The following is a 12,194-nucleotide window of genomic DNA, read 5'->3' as shown; positions in this document are numbered from 1 at the left end:
GGCCCGGCCTTGCACAATCCAGCGGGCACGGGACGACCTTTGCAGGCGGAAATAAAACAGCGGGTCTCCGCTTTCGTCTATTCACCGTCATTGTTTCCCTCCCCCTCTTGCTGCGGGATGAGGTGTCTCAGTTCCGGATCATTTTTTATTCTTTCCATTTCTTCTTCTATTATCTGCAACACGTCCGCCTTTATCTGCGAGTAGTTGCGGTCAATCTGTTGCTGCATGATATCGTTTCCGTCCGCGTCCCTGAACTCGTTGATGACAGGAATTTTCTTGTAGGCTTTCATTTCTTCCGATACCTTTGCGCTGTCCACAATGATGCGGGCATGGAAAATTTTCTGGTCTATCTCTTCTCCGAAATTGTCTGCCACGCTACCCACGAACGTGCCCTGCGAGAGGTTGGCTATCTTGGAGGCGGGTATCAGGGAATCGAGTTGCGTGTTGATGGAAGTGGAAGTGTCCTGACGGTTGATGGATATGGACTGCCGCTGCTGGAGTATCTTGCCGAACCGTTCCGACAATGATTTTGCCGTTTCTCCGACCACCTGTCCGCTGAAGATATTGCCCACCGTGTTCTGGATAACCTTCGCCTCCTTGTCGCCGTAGTCACGTGCAAGCTGCGAGAAGTCCTGGAAACCGAGACAGACGGCCACCTTGTTACTTCGGGCGGTCGCAATCAGGTTATCGATACCACGGAAATAGATGGTCGGAAGCTCGTCAATGATTATGGAACTTTTCAGTTGTCCTTTCTTGTTCACCAATTTGACGATGCGTGAATTATACAGGCCGAGAGCCGCCGAATAGATATTCTGCCTGTCCGGATTATTGCCCACGCAGAGGATTTTGGGGTGTTCGGGATTGTTCAGGTCAAGGGTGAAATCGTCTCCCGTCATCACCCAGTAAAGCTGTGGCGAGATCATTCGCGAAAGAGGGATTTTCGCACTTGCTATCTGGCCCTGGAGCTGGTCTTGAGCTCCACCTTGCCATGCGTCCATAAAGGGGGAAAGATAGTTTTCGAGGGACGGATAAGAGGTAAGAATCGTGAAGATATCGGCATACGGCTTGTTAAGAAATTCGATTGCATGAGGGAACGTGCAATACTTTCCGTCCTTGTAAATCCGCAAATACCAGATGATTGCGGCAAGCAGGATAATCGGTGACTCCACGAAAAAATCACCCTGTTTCTGTATCCAGGTCTTGTTCAAATTGAGCATTATGGTATAGGCACTTTCGTAGGCATCGCTGATATCTGCCATGAATCTTGGATTGATTGGATTGCATCGGTGGCTGCGTCTGGGGTCGTCGAAATTGATGACATAGAATTCCGGCTTGACTTTGTAATGTTGTCTGTGCTTGAGCAGATGGTTGTAGGCTATCTCCGAAAGGTCCGGAAACTTGTAGTCATAGATATACATGGCAAAGGATTTCTCAATCTGCTGTTTGATGTAGTTGTTCACCACGGCATAGCTCTTTCCGGAGCCGGGTGTTCCCAGTACGATAGAGGCTCTGAACGGGTTCACGATGTTGATCCAGCCGTCCCATTCCTTGCCCTGATAGACAAATTTCGTGGGCAGGTTGACGGAATACTCGTTTTCCATAAGCCTGGTTTCCTGCATGAAACTTTCGTTGGCGGTGTTGAATACGTCTTCCATGAGGTTGTGTTTCAGCATACGGCTGATCCATATTCCCGACATAAGCAGGAGAATGTAGCCCGTGGTAAGCGTCAGCGTATATACGGTAGCATTCACTGTCGTACTGAATGGCAGGTCAAGCATCCACCAGTTCATGAAGAACAGGACGATGCCGCCGAGGAAGGCGGCGTATATTTTCCGCCACGTCATCTTCTGGTTCTTGACACCTTTCGTACCCAGACACGAAAGTCCCAGGAATATGAAGGCGAACACTTTCGTCACGAGCAGGTTGCTGAACAGTCCTGCCGTCCTCTGGAAGTTCAGCAGAATCCTGTCCACGACTCCGATGTTGATGCCCATATCCACGAATGCGCTGTAGCAGAACCAGTAGACATGGATCACAATAAACACGATGGAAATGGCACGCATGAACTCCATGACCTTGGCCAGTCCTCTTAAATCATCTTCTTGTTGCATAACTGTAAAAATTTTGATGGTTGGTAATTGACAATCAGGATATGCCGCGTGAACGGCGTTTCTTCTTTTTCTTGCGTTGCAGTCTGCGGGCGAGTGCCTCCTCCTGCGGGTCCGGTCCGTTGATGTCGGGACTGAATATTCCGAAAGCCTGCTCGATGGCGCTTTCCATGTTGTCGGAAAGGCTCTCCCGTGTGGAGGCATATTGTCCGGTGGATTCCGGCTCCGGAAATTCCTGCGGCCTGTTGAAAAGCTGTTCGAAGGCGTTGGCGGAAAACTCCTTGCCCAGACGGGAACCGTTATATACCTCACGGTTTCTGTGGTCTATGAAGGTCACGCCGTAGATACGGCCTTCCTCGTTTTCCCTGAACACCACGTCAATGCCCTTTTCCCCGAGCAGCCGGATGAAATCTTCCCGGTTTCCTCGGCAGCCGTGCATGGCCAGCGTGACGGCATCATGGATTTTCGGCTGCCACTTCCGGTTTCTGAAATCTCGGACATTGACGGCAATCCTTTTTTCTATCCCTTCGTAGCCGAAGCGCTTGCCGATGAGCGAAGACTTGATGGGCGTGCATACCGGCCTGCCCGCATCGTCCGTCAGGGTATATACGATACCGTTGTAGGGTGAGCCTTCAAATTCTCCCCGAACCTGTTTGGCCTCGATGTTGAAGCATGAGAGCATGGCACTGAACTCCCCGAATGTCTGGAAGCGGTAGGCGGTGAACACACTTTTGAGGATATTGCCGACCTGACGTTTCACGTCCCCGTCCCGGTAGTCCGCTTTCTTTAGATACGGTGCCAGCAGTTCGTTCCGCTTGTCAGCCACAGGCTTGAGTCCGAATCTGTTTTCCAGTTCCCGGCAGGCTTTCATCGAACGATTCCATTCGTATGCGTCACTGATTTTCTCGCCGTTCTCCTTCACGCAGGTGGAGACAATATGGACATGCCTGCGGTCGATGTCCTCGTGCAGATAGACGATGTAGGGCTGGTCGCCGTAGCCCATCTTCTGCATGTACTCGCGTGCCAGTTCCGCGAACTGCCCGTCCGTGAGGCGGTCGTCCACCGATGGGTTCAGAGAGATATGCAGTACCGGCTTCTCCGTGTTCCTGTTGGCGGCGAGGTAGCTCTCGAAAGCCCATAGCGTCTGCTGCATGACATTGTGGGGATTTCCGGTGAGGTCGGTAATCATGCGGTTGCCCGCGATGATACGGGCGGTTGCCTCATCCACTTTACGCTGGTTGTAGATGACCGCCCCGTAGAGCGATACACCCCTGTTGATCTTAGCCACCATTCTGCTGTTCCTCCTTTTTTCTTTTTATAAGGTATTCCTCCTCGAACTCCCGGGTAAGCATGATGATCCGCTTGCTCAGCACCACCAGGTCGATGGTGGCCTTTTCCAGATTGCGGAGCAGGGCGAACGCCCGTTTCTCGCCGAAATTGGACTTGACTGCCTTCACAGTCTGGTTGTAGTTGTTGCCGATGGCCTGGAACTGGTGATAGAAATTTGTAAGTCTGATGTAGTAGTCCATCGCAGCCTTGTCGATTCTGACGACCTTCATTTCACGTCCGAAAATCATCGCCTTGATGAATCTTGCCCGTTGTTTCATCCCGGATTTTTCAAACAGCAGCTTGAAATTTCCGTTCTCTTCCGAAGTCAGTTTGATACCGTAGCGGAATACTGCCGGGTCGGTCTTCGGTTTTCTGCCCGTTCTTCTTCTTGTTCTTCTTTTACTGTTTTCTTCCATACGCATTGAGATTTTCTGTTTCTGATTTTACGTCATGGATTTCCGACTTTGGAGGAAATCCCTCCCGAGCCTTCAGGCGAGTGGCAAGTTTGTTTTGGGATGCCCGAATCATTTCGGGCTGCCCAAAACACAACTTGCTATGTTCGCTTGAACATGAATTTGCCTGAAGTCAAATTGAGTTTTGACCTTCAGCCTCATTCTTCGGCTTCGGGATAACTCCATCCGGCATCCATTCCGTTGTCGGTGGCAAAGTTACGGTGGTATATCTACCTATAAAACAGCATGTTATATGTAACAAGATGTCATACGATGACAAGGGTCGTCACCGTCTCCGGATGATGGCGGTTATTCGGGAAAATCCTTTTTTATTTGCAGTGCGGACGGTTGCAACCTGCCTTCTGATAGCGGAATAATGGTCATATTATCCGATGATTCCGGTAACGGTTGGGATGATGGAAGCAATATCGGACGGAACCGTTGACGGATTGTCATGACCAACAGACAGACCGCGGATGGAAGCGATGTCGGAAAGATGCGGTAACAGTAGCATCAAAGGTTATGACACTGGATGATACCGTTAATAGATGCGGATTTGGATGGTTGGAAAGAAACGTCTGCGGATTCACGGATTAGTGGATGACACCGGTATTTATTCAATAACAATTAAAAAGAAAGACTTATGAGTAAAGAAACTTTGTTCGTTGCGATTAGCAACCAGAAAGGAGGGGTCGGGAAATCGGCCCTGTCCGTAGTACTTGCCAGTTACTTCCATTTCGAGAAGGGACTGAACGTGGCTATCGTTGATTGTGACTCTCCCCAACACAGTCTCGTACGTATGAGGGAGCGTGACAAAAAGGCTGTTTCCAACAGTGCCTATTACCGGCAACTGATCAAACAGCAGTGGAACCAAGTGCAGAAAAAGGCCTATCCCATTGTAGGCTCCACCGCTGAAAAGGCAAGGGAGGCGGCTGATGCGATTGCGGCAAGCGGGGATTACGACCTTATTTTCGTGGATCTTCCCGGAACGGTCGAGTCCACCGGGGTATTCCGTACGATTGTCAATATGGATTACGTGCTTACTCCCACCGTTCCGGACCTGATTGTGATGCAGAGTACACTGTCCTTTGCCACGACTGTACTTGACCATATCAAGAAGATGGAAAATACTCCGTTACTCAAGGACATCTTCTTTTTCTGGAACAAGTTGAAAAAACGTACCAATGTGGAGATTCTCAGGTCATATTCGGAGGTCATGAGAGAGCTGCATCTGACAGTCCTTGACAGCACGCTTCCTGACCTGTGCCGTTATGAAAAGGAGATAACCCATGCCAAGCGTGCCTTTTTCCGTTGCACGCTGCTGCCGCCTCCAGCCAGACAACTGGAAGGCAGCGGTCTGGTGGAACTTGCGGAAGAGCTTATGGTCAAACTTAAACTTGGACAGTCATGAAAAAGAAAATCGTTGAGGTGGACGAAGATGTCCTGAAGGAAATCATTGTCGGCGACATACCTGTTTTCGGCAAGGACAGCCCCGCCCCGAAAGAAAAGTCCGTGGAACATCAGGAAGCGAAAAGTCCCGCTGCAACCGTACCGGCAGATACTCCAGTGGAAAAGCCCGCCGTGGAGAAGCCCAAAAGGAAAAAGGATGAAACCTTCGGATACCGGGAAAGGTTTCTGGTCAACATACCCGCGTCAAACCGTTCCCATGTGTATATCAACCGTGAAGTGGCCGAGTGCATTAAACGGGTACTGCCTGTCATCGCTCCGGAGATGAGCATATCCGGCTTTATCAGCAATATTCTTGTGGACCATCTGCAGAAACACTGGGACGAAATCAACGAATTGTATAACAAAGAGTATTATAAACCATTAAAACCATTTTGATTATGACACAGATTATTTTTCAGGCCATTGTTGCCTGTTGCTGCATTTACACTGTTTACAGATTGTCATTGTTTATTTTCCGTAGGCTGTCCAAGGGCAGGAAAAACGGAAAGGATGTCTGCGATGTTTCTGTTGAAACAGCAGACATGACAAAACCGGACAACAGGGATGACAATACATCCGGGATTACGTTTGAGATATTGAAAGATTTATCTGCTTCCGAGTCTCCGGGAACCGGTTCTTATAAATCCTCCTATCTGGTAAGCTATCCTGTAGGCAACCGGATACAAGTATATATCAATCGGGAGAGTTATGCCTACATCAAGCGTTTTCTGGCAGTTACCGCTCCTGAGGTGCCCATTTCCGGTTTTGTAAACAGGATTATAGATGAACATTTGAAGAAATACGAGCATGAGATGTCAAAGCTGTACACGGAATGTATCACCAAACCTTTATAATTATGACTGCGATAGTTTATTTTACCGTAAAGGCAGTATGTGCTGTCTATATATTGTGCCATTTGTGGACATTCATTTTCCACAGACGTATGTACGGAATATGGGACCTCATTTTAAGGCTGATGCGGATTGCCCGTGTCAGAGTGTGGAGATACCGCAGACAACGCAAGGAAGAGGCGGAACGTCTTGCCCGCAGAAAGGCAAGGCGCAGAAAGCCAGAAACGGATAAGTCCAAAGGAAAAACCGAAACGACTGTTCCGTCCTCTTCTTCGGATGACGATGATGTGATAGGCAAGACAAAGGTCATCTATCTGGAAGATCCGAAAGTTTCAAGGATGACTCCAACCCGTTCCGAGCCGATGGAGAAAATTCCATTGGAGGAAGACAAGGATATCGGTTCTGATGATGTGGAGCTGGGAAATAAAGGACTGACTGAAGAAGAACGTGAGGAGCTGATGGCTCCCGTAGATGCCGAACCCGACCCGGATTTCAACACAGCATTGACAATCGAGGAAATAAACAACGTGGCGGAGGTACTTACATCCGGGATTGTTGACGAACAGAAAGCCCTGCGTGCCGCAAGAACCATCCATTACAAACTGAGTGAAACGGAGATACTGGCTTTCCTGACCGACAAGCTGAGCAATCTGGAGAAGGTGAACGGTTTGCTTGACAAGTATCTGGGAAACCGGAAGGGTGTATCAGGAAGAAAAGACAGTAAGGAAGAAGAGCCTTTCGATATAGACAAGTATGCGTGATCAGGAAGTTCAAACGTGGCCATCCTGAAACGGTCAGATGAAGGAGATTCTGGTTAAATCTGAAAGAGTGATACATACAGGATAACTTTAGTTTCATACCCCTGCTTTCCCTTTTTTATATTTAGGGGGAAGTGGGGGTATGCGATATGAGACGGTGGATATCCTATTTCCTATCCGGGTACAAAAGGTCGGGACTGACATTGATGAAACGTACGTAATCCTCCGTATGCGCGAAAGACTCGTCATTGATTCGTCCAGCCAGTTCATCGGGTGTCAGACATTCCACATCGTAGAATGTCTCGTCTTCAGGATCATCCAGACTTCTGGCGGGGGATTTCCTCCACATCTCAATGATTTTCTCATCAGAAACGTCTCTGCTGAAAAAACCGCAGTTCCATACAAAAGCGAGTAATCGTGTTTCTCTTTTCCCTGTATGGTCAGGGATTGTAATCTGTTCCTTTGATTTCATAAGTTTCTATTTTTTAATCTGTCCATTTTATATTCGGTTTATTTGGTTCATGATTGTTTTGCAATGCAGTTATGTCCGTTATCACTTCTCCAGTAAACAGATTGATGACTTCCCGTCCAGTTTCCACGGCCTTTTTCACGGTATGGTATGTACCTCCGTTGCACACGTTGTCCCAATATGCTATTACCATTGAAGCCCTGCTGACCATATAGGTGTCACGGCGCAGGTAACATCCCCTGTAATATTTTTCTGAAAGCATCACTACCCGGTCAGCCTTCTTAAGCAGTTCCCTGTAAAGCAGCTGGTCTTGCGGGTCAAACCATTCGGCTTGGGCTCTGAAAGGGATAGCAGTCACCAGTGTCATATCCTCATATTGTTCTTTCAGTTGCAGGACAGCTTCAGCCGCTATCATGTCGAACCCTTCTGCCATGCCCGAATAAAATTCTCTGAAACCTTCTTCATAGAGGTTTTTTATCATAATTATGACCTTTCCCCTGATTTGTTCGCTGAGGTTCCGGTAGTCCTTGTTTTCCTGCATCAGTCTTTGCTTCCGGTGTCCCGTGAATGCCGCTACCTTTTTTTCTTCCTGTTTCATGATGTTCTGTTTTTTGTTCTACATGTTTCCGGTATATGCCGGAGTTTGATTTCTTGCAGGCTTTTCTGTCCCGTGCCTGGATACTGCAAGGCTTGTCGGGAGAAAATACCGCAAGCGCAGCGAGGATGATTTTCTCCAGGACAACCGGAACGGCCTGCCTTGCAGATTCCGTAAAGGCACGGGCTACCTTTGCCGGAAGAATCAAAGGCCGTTTTTCCATTGTTTTTCGTCGTCGGAATTCCCCTGCCGATGTAACGTAATGACACCCGATGTCACGCATCGTCAATATTGTAAATCAATGAGTTAAGCATTATATATTCGTGGTCGAAATCATTTTTTGTCTCACCAATTAAAAGTTTCGACACATGAAAAAAAGATTCTTTTTTGCAGCCATGATGCTGCTTGCAACGACAGGGGCTTTCGCCCAGGGTAATGGTATCAGCGGTATCACTGAAGCCACCAACATGGTCACTTCCTATTTCGATCCGGGAACCAAACTGATTTATGCCATCGGAGCCGTGGTCGGCCTTATCGGAGGCGTGAAGGTCTATTCCAAGTTTTCCTCGGGAGATCCCGACACCTCCAAGACGGCAGCCAGCTGGTTCGGCGCCTGCATCTTTTTAATCGTAGCCGCCACAATCTTACGTTCATTCTTCCTCTGATTATGGCGGAGTATCCTATCAACAAGGGAATCGGCCGCAGCCCTGAGTTCAAGGGGCTGAAAAGCCAGTACCTGTTCATCTTCGCCGGCGGACTGCTCGCCCTGTTCGTCCTGTTTGTCATCATGTACATGGCAGGCATCGACCAGTGGGTATGTATCGGCTTCGGTGTCATCTGCGCTTCGGTGCTTGTCTGGGTGACTTTCCGCCTGAACGCGAAATACGGTGAATGGGGACTGATGAAATTGCAGGCGCTGCGCCGCCATCCCCGCTACATCATCAACCGGAAGGGTTTCCTCCGGTTGATTTGTCCAACCCCGAAAAAACGTAATGTATGAGAAATGTAATGAAAGCCGCCACACTGGAAAGCCGGTTTCCGCTGATGGCCGTCGAGCACGGGTGCATCATCAGCAAGGATGCCGACATTACCGTGGCCTACAGGTTGGAGCTGCCGGAAGTGTTCACGCTGACTCGCGCCGAGTACGAGGCCCTCCATTCCACATGGGCGAAGGCTGTCCGGGTTCTACCGAACTACAGCATTGTCCACAAGCAGGATATCTTTATCGAGGAGAGTTACAGACCTGACATCTGCCGGGATGACCTGAGTTTCCTCAGCCGAAGCTTTGAAAGGCATTTCAACGAACGGCCGTACCTGAACCATACCTGCTATCTGTTCCTGACTAAGACCACGAAGGAACACAGCCGCACGACAAGCAGTTTCAATGCCCTCACGCGCGGGTTTATCATCCCCAAGGAGATGCAGGACAAGGATACCGTTGCACGCTTCCTGGAATGCTGTGGGCAGTTCGAGCGTATCGTGAACGACAGCGGTCTGCTCCGCATGGTCAGGCTGACGGACGAAGAGATTACCGGTACGGAAACCTCCGCGGGCATTATCGAAAAGTATTTTTCGCTTTCGCAGGAAGATACGACCAGCCTGCAGGACATCACTCTCGGAGCCGGGGAAATGAAGGTCGGTGACAATGTGCTCTGTCTGCATACCCTTTCTGAAACTGAGGATTTGCCGTCATCCGTGGGTACGGACAGCCGTTATGAACGGCTGTCCACGGACCGCAGTGACTGCCGCCTGTCCTTTGCCGCACCGATAGGGATACTGCTCACGTGCAACCATATCGTGAACCAGTATCTCTTCATAGACGATTCGGCGGAGAACCTGAGGAAATTCGAGCAGACCGCCCGCAACATGCACTCGCTGTCCCGTTACAGCCGCTCCAACCAGATCAACCGTGAATGGATTGAGGAGTACCTGAACGAGGCGCACAGCAAGGGACTCACTTCCATCCGTGCGCACTGCAATGTCTTTGCATGGAGCGACGACCGGGAGAAGCTGAAGCGTATCAAGAATGATGTGGGTAGCCAGATTGCCCTGATGGAGGCCAAGCCCCGCCATAACACGGTTGATGTGCCGACACTTTTTTGGGCGGCCATTCCCGGCAATGCCGGTGATTTTCCGTCTGAGGAAAGCTTCTACACCTTCATCGAGCAGGCCCTGTGTCTGTTCATCGGGGAAACGTCCTACAAGGATTCGCTCTCGCCGTTCGGCATCCGCATGGTGGACCGTCTGACCGGAAAGCCTGTCCATCTGGACATTTCCGACCTGCCGATGAAGAACGGTACGATTACCAACCGCAACAAGTTCATCCTCGGACCTTCGGGCAGCGGAAAGTCATTTTTCACCAACCACATGGTGCGCCAGTATTACGAACAGGGAGCGCATGTGCTGCTGGTGGACACGGGAAATTCCTATCAGGGACTGTGCAGCCTTATCCATGCCCGAACGCATGGCGAGGACGGCATCTATTTCACCTATGAGGAGAGCGATCCGATAGCCTTCAATCCTTTCTACGTGGAGGACGGTACTTTTGATATCGAAAAAAAGGAGTCCATCAAGACGCTTATCCTTACCCTGTGGAAACGTGATGATGAGCCGCCGACACGTGCCGAGGAGGTGGCACTCTCCAACGCGGTCAATCTCTTTCTGGAGAAGATACGCACGGACAGTACCGTGGTTCCGTCCTTCAACACCTTCTATGAGTTCATCCGCGACGAGTATCAGGAAATCCTGAAGACCAAGCGTACACGGGAGAAGGATTTTGACGTGTGGGGGTTTCTGAATGTGCTGGAACCTTATTACAAGGGTGGCGAATACGACTATCTGTTAAACTCCGAAAAGCAGCTTGATTTGTTGTCCAAACGCTTCATTGTCTTTGAGTTGGACAATATCAAGGACAACAAGGTACTGTTCCCGATTGTCACCATCATCATCATGGAAACCTTCATCAACAAGATGAGAAAGCTGAAAGGTATTCGCAAAATGATTCTGCTGGAGGAGGCATGGAAGGCCATCAGCAAGGAAGGTATGGCGGAATATCTGAAGTACCTTTTCAAGACCGTCCGAAAGTTTTTCGGAGAGGCTGTTGTCGTTACCCAGGAGGTGGAAGACATCATTTCGTCACCCATCGTCAAGGGAACCATCATCAACAACAGCGACTGCAAGATTTTGTTGGACCAGAGGAAGTATGTCAACAAGTTCGATGAAATCCAGTCCCTGCTGGGTTTGACCGATAAGGAACGTGCCCAGATTCTCTCCATCAACATGGCTAACAGCCCGTCCCGCAAGTACAAGGAAGTGTGGATAGGTCTTGGCGGAACACAGTCGGCGGTCTATGCCACCGAGGTCTCGCCGGAAGAGTACTACACCTATACGACCGAGGAAACGGAAAAGCTTGAAGTAATGCGGCTTACCCGGAAGCTGGGTGGCAATATCGAGCTGGCAATCAAGCAGCTGGCCGAGAGCAAGAGGAAAAAGTGAAATCATTTATCAACCCATTAAACTTCTGAATCTATGTATAGCGATCTGGAATCTAATGAAAGCAAACGCCGTGAGGTCGTGTCATCCCTCTACTGGTCCCTGATGCAGGGCTGGAATATTCCTCTTTCCATACAGGAGTATTACGGACTCACGGAGGATTACCGTCTGTTCCATCAGCTTGAAGGGATGGCTCCTGACGAATACCTGCGGAAGAGGCAGACGGGGGAAGTACCCGACATTTTGGAGGTGGATGCAAGACTGACACACGCGGTGGAGAAGATTTTTGAAAGTGTGTGTCCCCGTCCTCCAGCTGAATACCTTGACAAGCTGAACGGGGAACTGGAGAGGCTGGGCAGTATTGCCGCCTCGCCGGGTTCCGTACATGACCCGATACATATCCGCCCGGATTTTCTTGTGAAATACGGCATTGACAGGAGCAGTCCGGAGGATGTGATACGGAAACAGGCGGAGAAGGCTTACCGGGAACTGGATGCCCGATTTGTCAGGATGACCGGCAGACGTCCCTATGCGGACGAGTTCTTCAGGAATATCAGGCCTGCTCGCACGGTCTCTTCGGAAACAACACTGCGGAGGAAACCGCACATCACCGTCCGTCCTAAGCCGAAAGGCCGCAAGATGGGACTCTGAACTAACGGAAAAGTTTTATCAACCATTAAAGATTAACGAC

14 protein-coding genes are annotated in these 12,194 nt (G+C 49.7%); 8 read left to right on the top strand and 6 right to left on the bottom strand.

Features of this window, described 5'->3' with window-relative positions; translation table 11 throughout:
* Nucleotides 1–77 precede the first annotated feature (77 nt).
* From mobC to mobA, 3 genes are read right to left on the bottom strand one after another with little or no spacing between them, the layout of a single operon-like run.
* Nucleotides 78–2,111: a conjugal transfer protein MobC gene (gene mobC, locus BQ7483_RS07925; RefSeq protein ID WP_072545510.1), complete on the bottom strand. Its 2,034-nt coding sequence runs from the start codon at nucleotides 2,109–2,111 to the stop codon at nucleotides 78–80.
* 34 nt (nucleotides 2,112–2,145) lie between these two features.
* Nucleotides 2,146–3,399: a conjugal transfer protein MobB gene (mobB, locus tag BQ7483_RS07920; RefSeq protein WP_072545509.1), complete on the bottom strand. Its 1,254-nt coding sequence runs from the start codon at nucleotides 3,397–3,399 to the stop codon at nucleotides 2,146–2,148.
* A complete protein-coding gene (mobA, locus tag BQ7483_RS07915; protein ID WP_072545508.1) occupies nucleotides 3,389–3,859 on the bottom strand; it encodes a conjugal transfer protein MobA in 471 nt (156 codons plus the stop codon). The genes mobB and mobA overlap by 11 nt, the downstream gene beginning before the upstream one ends.
* A gap of 673 nt (nucleotides 3,860–4,532) precedes the next feature.
* On the opposite strand from mobA, the gene BQ7483_RS07910 reads away from it, so the two are divergent.
* From BQ7483_RS07910 to BQ7483_RS07895, 4 genes are all read left to right on the top strand, one after another.
* Complete coding sequence (locus BQ7483_RS07910) at nucleotides 4,533–5,300, top strand: ParA family protein (protein ID WP_072545507.1); 768 nt, start codon at nucleotides 4,533–4,535, stop codon at nucleotides 5,298–5,300.
* Complete coding sequence (locus tag BQ7483_RS07905) at nucleotides 5,297–5,734, top strand: DUF3408 domain-containing protein (protein WP_072545506.1); 438 nt, start codon at nucleotides 5,297–5,299, stop codon at nucleotides 5,732–5,734. Before BQ7483_RS07910 ends, BQ7483_RS07905 begins: the two co-directional genes overlap by 4 nt.
* A gap of 2 nt (nucleotides 5,735–5,736) precedes the next feature.
* Nucleotides 5,737–6,192 carry a DUF3408 domain-containing protein gene (locus BQ7483_RS07900; RefSeq protein WP_072545505.1) on the top strand — a complete coding sequence of 152 codons (456 nt, stop codon included), beginning with the start codon at nucleotides 5,737–5,739 and terminating at the stop codon, nucleotides 6,190–6,192.
* An 89-nt stretch (nucleotides 6,193–6,281) separates the two neighbouring features.
* Nucleotides 6,282–6,950 carry a DUF4122 family protein gene (locus BQ7483_RS07895; protein WP_235847330.1) on the top strand — a complete coding sequence of 223 codons (669 nt, stop codon included), beginning with the start codon at nucleotides 6,282–6,284 and terminating at the stop codon, nucleotides 6,948–6,950.
* Between the two features lie 163 nt (nucleotides 6,951–7,113).
* Here the strand turns inward: BQ7483_RS07895 and BQ7483_RS17485 are convergent, their stop codons facing one another.
* The 3 genes from BQ7483_RS17485 to BQ7483_RS18030 all read right to left on the bottom strand — a co-directional run bounded on the left by BQ7483_RS17485 (nucleotide 7,114) and on the right by BQ7483_RS18030 (nucleotide 8,234).
* Nucleotides 7,114–7,296, bottom strand: a complete 183-nt coding sequence (locus BQ7483_RS17485; RefSeq protein ID WP_139247520.1) for a hypothetical protein — start codon at nucleotides 7,294–7,296, stop codon at nucleotides 7,114–7,116.
* Between the two features lie 136 nt (nucleotides 7,297–7,432).
* Complete coding sequence (locus tag BQ7483_RS07885; RefSeq protein WP_235847329.1) at nucleotides 7,433–7,957, bottom strand: SLOG family protein; 525 nt, start codon at nucleotides 7,955–7,957, stop codon at nucleotides 7,433–7,435.
* Entirely contained in the window at nucleotides 7,878–8,234 is a 357-nt protein-coding gene (locus BQ7483_RS18030) for a hypothetical protein (RefSeq protein WP_235847328.1), read from the bottom strand. Before BQ7483_RS18030 ends, BQ7483_RS07885 begins: the two co-directional genes overlap by 80 nt.
* A 145-nt stretch (nucleotides 8,235–8,379) precedes the next feature.
* Here BQ7483_RS18030 and BQ7483_RS07880 point away from each other — a divergent pair, with 145 nt between their 5' ends.
* Genes BQ7483_RS07880 through BQ7483_RS07865 form a run of 4 tightly spaced genes read left to right on the top strand, consistent with a single transcriptional unit; the run spans nucleotide 8,380 to nucleotide 12,154 of the window.
* Nucleotides 8,380–8,676 carry a DUF4134 domain-containing protein gene (locus BQ7483_RS07880; protein ID WP_072544864.1) on the top strand — a complete coding sequence of 99 codons (297 nt, stop codon included), beginning with the start codon at nucleotides 8,380–8,382 and terminating at the stop codon, nucleotides 8,674–8,676.
* A 2-nt stretch (nucleotides 8,677–8,678) separates the two neighbouring features.
* A complete protein-coding gene (locus tag BQ7483_RS07875; protein WP_072545503.1) occupies nucleotides 8,679–9,011 on the top strand; it encodes a DUF4133 domain-containing protein in 333 nt (110 codons plus the stop codon).
* The gene (locus BQ7483_RS07870; RefSeq protein WP_072545502.1) at nucleotides 9,008–11,506 is read left to right on the top strand and encodes a TraG family conjugative transposon ATPase; all 2,499 of its coding nucleotides are present in this window, start codon (nucleotides 9,008–9,010) and stop codon (nucleotides 11,504–11,506) included. The genes BQ7483_RS07875 and BQ7483_RS07870 overlap by 4 nt, the downstream gene beginning before the upstream one ends.
* Before the next feature lie 33 nt (nucleotides 11,507–11,539).
* Entirely contained in the window at nucleotides 11,540–12,154 is a 615-nt protein-coding gene (locus BQ7483_RS07865) for a hypothetical protein (protein WP_072545501.1), read from the top strand.
* The last annotated feature ends 40 nt before the right edge of the window (nucleotides 12,155–12,194 follow it).

This window comes from Mediterranea massiliensis (assembly GCF_900128475.1).
Classification (GTDB): Bacteria; Bacteroidota; Bacteroidia; order Bacteroidales; family Bacteroidaceae; genus Bacteroides; species Bacteroides massiliensis_E.
This window is presented reverse-complemented; position numbering and strand designations above follow the sequence as displayed.

Bases quoted from the DNA above. Each gene is read 5' to 3' on its own strand.
- BQ7483_RS18030 (WP_235847328.1), bottom strand. From the start codon at position 8,234: ATGGAAAAACGGCCTTTGATTCTTCCGGCAAAGGTAGCCCGTGCCTTT.
- mobB (WP_072545509.1), bottom strand. From the start codon at position 3,399: ATGGTGGCTAAGATCAACAGGGGTGTATCGCTCTACGGGGCGGTCATC.
- BQ7483_RS07895 (WP_235847330.1), top strand. From the start codon at position 6,282: ATGTACGGAATATGGGACCTCATTTTAAGGCTGATGCGGATTGCCCGT.
- BQ7483_RS07865 (WP_072545501.1), top strand. From the start codon at position 11,540: ATGTATAGCGATCTGGAATCTAATGAAAGCAAACGCCGTGAGGTCGTG.
- BQ7483_RS17485 (WP_139247520.1), bottom strand. From the start codon at position 7,296: ATGTGGAGGAAATCCCCCGCCAGAAGTCTGGATGATCCTGAAGACGAG.
- mobC (WP_072545510.1), bottom strand. From the start codon at position 2,111: ATGCAACAAGAAGATGATTTAAGAGGACTGGCCAAGGTCATGGAGTTC.
- mobA (WP_072545508.1), bottom strand. From the start codon at position 3,859: ATGCGTATGGAAGAAAACAGTAAAAGAAGAACAAGAAGAAGAACGGGC.
- BQ7483_RS07905 (WP_072545506.1), top strand. From the start codon at position 5,297: ATGAAAAAGAAAATCGTTGAGGTGGACGAAGATGTCCTGAAGGAAATC.
- BQ7483_RS07900 (WP_072545505.1), top strand. From the start codon at position 5,737: ATGACACAGATTATTTTTCAGGCCATTGTTGCCTGTTGCTGCATTTAC.
- BQ7483_RS07870 (WP_072545502.1), top strand. From the start codon at position 9,008: ATGAGAAATGTAATGAAAGCCGCCACACTGGAAAGCCGGTTTCCGCTG.
- BQ7483_RS07910 (WP_072545507.1), top strand. From the start codon at position 4,533: ATGAGTAAAGAAACTTTGTTCGTTGCGATTAGCAACCAGAAAGGAGGG.
- BQ7483_RS07880 (WP_072544864.1), top strand. From the start codon at position 8,380: ATGAAAAAAAGATTCTTTTTTGCAGCCATGATGCTGCTTGCAACGACA.
- BQ7483_RS07885 (WP_235847329.1), bottom strand. From the start codon at position 7,957: ATGCAGGAAAACAAGGACTACCGGAACCTCAGCGAACAAATCAGGGGA.
- BQ7483_RS07875 (WP_072545503.1), top strand. From the start codon at position 8,679: ATGGCGGAGTATCCTATCAACAAGGGAATCGGCCGCAGCCCTGAGTTC.